General features: G+C 66.9%; 3 protein-coding genes. All 3 read right to left on the reverse strand.

What is annotated here, in order from left to right; genetic code table 11:
• Window positions 1-34: 34 nt before the first annotated feature.
• From tnpC to tnpA, 3 genes are read right to left on the reverse strand one after another with little or no spacing between them, the layout of a single operon-like run.
• Window positions 35-1,555: an IS66 family transposase gene (tnpC, locus tag ACLB1G_RS27895; protein WP_491630535.1), complete on the reverse strand. Its 1,521-nt coding sequence runs from the start codon at window positions 1,553-1,555 to the stop codon at window positions 35-37.
• Window positions 1,556-1,609: 54 nt separating this feature from the next.
• Window positions 1,610-1,951, reverse strand: coding sequence for an IS66 family insertion sequence element accessory protein TnpB (gene tnpB / locus ACLB1G_RS27900; RefSeq protein WP_491630536.1), 342 nt, complete (start codon window positions 1,949-1,951; stop codon window positions 1,610-1,612).
• On the reverse strand, window positions 1,951-2,244 hold the full coding sequence (gene tnpA, locus ACLB1G_RS27905) for an IS66 family insertion sequence element accessory protein TnpA (protein WP_491630537.1): 294 nt from the start codon (window positions 2,242-2,244) through the stop codon (window positions 1,951-1,953). The genes tnpB and tnpA overlap by 1 nt, the downstream gene beginning before the upstream one ends.
• Between the last annotated feature and the right edge of the window lie 76 nt (window positions 2,245-2,320).

Consider the following 2,320-nt stretch of genomic DNA (forward strand, 5'->3'; position numbering starts at 1 on the left):
GTAAGCGGCCAGCCGCCCCACCTGTTCAGCAGGATCAGGACTGCGTAGAGTTCGGAAATGGCAGCAGCGAGTCGATCTGGCTGTTGGGGCACGTCGGGAGACGTTCCAATACATCAGCCAGCCAGCGGGCCGGATCAAGTCCGTTGAGCTTGGCGGTCGCGAACAAGCTCTGGATGGCGGCGGCCCGGCGGCCCGCGCGTTCGGAGCCGGTAAACAGCCAGTTCTTTTTGCCGATGGCGATGGGACGGATGGCGTTTTCGATAGCATTGTTATCGATCGGCAGCGTGCCCGAGCCGGCATAGCGTTCGAGCGCCGGCCAGCGCTTGAGCGCGTGCTCGACGGCCTTGGCCGTGCCGCTGCCGGTGGCCACGGTGCGTTCAGTGGCCAGCAACCAGGCGTGCAGTTCGGCCAGTACTGGTACGGCAAGGCGTTGACGCAGCGCCTGGCGCTGCGGTGGGTCGAGTCCTGCACCTTGCTGCTCGATCGCGTACAACGCGCCGATGCGCCGCAGCGCCTCGTCGGCGACCGGGCTGCCGCTGGCGGCGTGTGCGTCGAAGAATTTGCGCCGGATATGGGCCAGGCAAGCCAGTTCGGTAGGGCCGTCGGCAAACAGGGCTTTGTAGCCGGCGTAATCGTCCACCATCAGATGGCCGTGCCAGCCCTGCAGGAAAGCGCGCGCATGGGCGCCGGCGCGGCTGGTCTGGTAATCGAAGACGACGATGGGCGGGCCATCGTCGTGTACCCCGGAACGGTAGGCCCACAGGTAGGCGTGGCGGGTTTTGCCGCTGCCAGGATCGAGCTGGCGCACGGGTGTTTCGTCGGCGTGCAGGCAGGCATGTCGGCGCAGCAGTTCGGCAAGCCGGTCGGCCAGCGGCTGCAAGGCCACGCCAATGCGGCCTATCCACTCGGCCAGCGTCGAGCGTGCCAGTGGCACGCCCTGGCGGGCGGCGATCTGCTCGATCCGGTACAGCGGCAGATGGTCGAGATATTTGCTGGCCGCGACCCACGCCAGTAGGCCTACGGCGGCCATGCCGCCGTCGATGATGGCAGCCGGGATCGGCGCGGCCGTCATCGTCTCGCAAGGCCGGCATGCATACTGCGGACGGATGTGGCGATGCACGAAGAAGCGTGCCGGCTCGACATCGAGCTGCTCGCTGACGTCCTCGCCGATCTTGACCAGGTCGGCGCCGCACTGTCCGCACTGGCACGATTGCGGCTCATGGCGGTGCTCGATGCGCGGCAGCTCGGGTGGCAGCGGCTGGCGGCCTGCGCGCTTGCGTGGGCGCTTGGCCGGCGCCTGGCCTTCGAGCTCCTCCTCAATGGCGGCCAGGTCCATATCGACCGTTTCCTCGAACAGCAGGCGCTGCTCGCCCACGAGCGCCTCGCTGGCCTTACCGAAGCGGATGCGCCGGTAGTAGGCCAGTTCATGCGTCAGCGCGGTGATCTTGAACTCCTTTTCGGCCAGCTTGGCCTGCTGCTGCGCGAACAGCGCCTGCACCTGCGCCAGTAGCGCTGGGTCGATGTCGGTGCGGGCAAGGTCGTCGAGCGGGTTCATACTGCGCAGTTTACAGGTGACGGCGCAGGTTTACAATCGCCAGTGACGACGAGATCACAAGCGCCACTGCGCCGGCGCGCTCGCCGACAGGCGCTGCCAGTCCACGCCCGCGACCAGCCAGCGCCATTGCTCGGCGCTGATCTGCCAGCACGCATCGTCGGCCTGCGGCCAGACGAACTGGCCACGGTGCAGGCGGCGCAGGCACATCCAGACACCGGTGCCGTCCCAGCACACCAGCTTGAGGCGCGTGCGGCGGCGGTTGGCGAACACGTAAGCCGTACCGTCGCACGGCGGGCGGCCCAGGGCCTGCTGCACATGCAGCGATAGCCCATCAATGCCGGTGCGCATGTCCACCGCCGCTGTCGCCAGCCAGATCGCATCGGCCGACAGTTCCATCACAGCGCCCGCATCAATTCCGCCAGCCAGACGGCCGGGACGTCACTGGGCAAGCGCAACGTCCAGCCGCGCTCGTTGATCAGGCTAATCGCTACAGGCGCCGGCGGCACCGGCGTTACCTGCACCGGCAACAGCCCCGGCGCGGCCGGCGACCGGGTCAGCCGGCGAACCCAATAACCCACCTGACGTATGGGGTAGCCCTCTTGCAGTGCGAAGGCGCGCTGCGATAGTCCGCTTGCTCGCCAGCGCTCAACACGCTCCTGCCAAACTGCTTCGCGTTCCGTGTTCACCATTCTCATCTCCAGCTAAAAATGCGGAGTTTGGACTGGGGCTACATGGATTCATAGGTGGATGCGCTGGCCGCTTACG

It is taken from the genome of Duganella kummerowiae (assembly GCF_053572355.1).

Excerpts from the sequence above, each read along its gene's own strand:
- tnpC (WP_491630535.1), bottom strand. The coding sequence starts at position 1,555 with ATGAACCCGCTCGACGACCTTGCCCGCACCGACATCGACCCAGCGCTA.
- tnpB (WP_491630536.1), bottom strand. The coding sequence starts at position 1,951 with ATGGAACTGTCGGCCGATGCGATCTGGCTGGCGACAGCGGCGGTGGAC.
- tnpA (WP_491630537.1), bottom strand. The coding sequence starts at position 2,244 with ATGGTGAACACGGAACGCGAAGCAGTTTGGCAGGAGCGTGTTGAGCGC.